General features: G+C 56.0%; 1 protein-coding gene. It reads right to left on the bottom strand.

Annotation, left to right across the window (positions count from 1 at the left end):
- Positions 1–686, bottom strand: a 686-nt coding sequence (locus tag PsWM33_RS27480) for a phage terminase large subunit family protein (RefSeq protein WP_193778453.1), incomplete at both ends; no start/stop codon positions are given.

Raw genomic sequence — 686 nt, forward strand, 5'->3', positions numbered from 1 at the left:
CGCAGCAAGGCCGCGCTCTTTCGGGCTGCCGTCTTCTGGAAAATGCAGCAACTCATAATCTGGCTCAAAGACCTCGCGGCAATCCGGGCAAGTCCAGTAATAGCGCCCACGGGTGCCCCTGTTATAAAGCGCTAAAATGCCCGTTGCCGGTGGTGCCATATGCGGCGCACCCTCAGGCGGCAAGAAGTCATTATCTTCAATCAGGCGGCCCGGAGAACTTTCTGCAATCGCCATCCCACGAGAACCGAAAGTTTCCGTACGCTTCAAGGCAAGGTCAAACAGGTTGCCTTCCCCTTCAATGTCTTCCGGCGCACGGTCATAGTCAGTCAGCAGCATTAAAGGCAGGTCAGAAGCAGACACTTTGGAGACCACCGGCCAACCGATATCCAGCGTCATGCCGCCCTGAAAACGCTTGTCTAATATGTTGTTGTCGAACCGGCCCCGGCCTAAGCGCCGCTTGATTGAAGGCGTGTAGTTGATCAGCGCCCCTACTTTTTTCAAAGCAAATTCACGCGCCGCGTTTCTGTCCATATGAATGACACGCATGTCGCACGGCTCACAGCAGATCGCCTGCCCTATGCGGTTGATTATCAAAGCGTCCGTTTTGCCAGTCCGCGCAGGCCCGGCAAACACCGTTCCCCGGAATCGCCGGGACGCACTCATGTCCATAGGCTCCACCATGTAAG

This window comes from Pseudovibrio sp. WM33, assembly GCF_001623165.1.
GTDB lineage: Bacteria > Pseudomonadota > Alphaproteobacteria > Rhizobiales > Stappiaceae > Pseudovibrio.